Source organism: Streptomyces sp. NRRL S-337, from assembly GCF_000720175.1.
In the GTDB taxonomy this organism is placed as follows: Bacteria; Actinomycetota; Actinomycetes; order Streptomycetales; family Streptomycetaceae; genus Streptomyces; species Streptomyces siderophoricus.
The window spans coordinates 1-818 of sequence record NZ_JOIX01000175.1 but is presented as its reverse complement, the minus strand read 5'-3'; the positions used below and the strand labels follow the sequence as shown (position 1 = coordinate 818).

1 protein-coding gene is annotated in these 818 nt (G+C 70.0%); it reads right to left on the bottom strand.

The genetic code is table 11. The features are described from left to right. A partial coding sequence (locus tag IG62_RS0140955; RefSeq protein ID WP_030816370.1) for a sensor histidine kinase occupies window positions 1–818 on the bottom strand: 818 nt, incomplete at both ends.

Here is an 818-nt window from a genome sequence, read left to right as displayed (position 1 = left end):
GGTGCCGTCGTGTGCGCGGACCACCGAGCGGACGATGGACAGGCCCAGACCGACGCCCTTGTCGCTGCCGGTGCGCTCGGTGCGCAGCCGGCGGAACGGCTCGAAGAGGTTCTCCACCTCATAGGCGGGGACCACCGGCCCGGTGTTGGTGACCACCAGCACCGCACACCCCGGCTGCGGCTCGGTACTGACCTCGACCCACCCGTCCTCCGGCAGGTTGTAGCGCACCGCGTTCTGCACGAGGTTCAAAGCGATGCGTTCCAGGAGCACACCGTTGCCCTGGACGAAGGCCTGCTGGCGCACCCCGCGCAGCGCGATGCCCTTGGCCTGCGCCTCCTCACGGATCTGGTCCACCGCCTGAGCGGCGACCTCGGAGAGATCGACCGGCTTCTTGTCCACGACCTTGTTCTCGCTGCGCGCCAGCAGCAGCAGGCCCTCCACGAGCTGCTCACTGCGCTCGTTGGTGGCCAGCAGCGTCTTGCCCAGCTGCGCGAGCTCCGGCGAGGCGTCCGGATCGGCCAGCTGCACCTCCAGCAGCGTCCGGTTGATCGCCAGCGGCGTCCGCAGCTCGTGCGAGGCATTGGCCACGAACCGCCGCTGCGACTCGAACGCCCGGTCCAGCCGGTCGAGCATCTCGTCGAAGGTGTCCGCCAGCTCCTTGAGCTCGTCGTCCGGACCCCCCAGCTCGATCCGCCGGTGCAGATCCGACCCCGCCACCCGCTGCGCGGTCCGCGTGATCCGCCCCAACGGCGACAACACCCGCCCCGCCATCGCATAACCGAACGCGAACGCCACCACCGTCAGCCCCAGCAACGCCA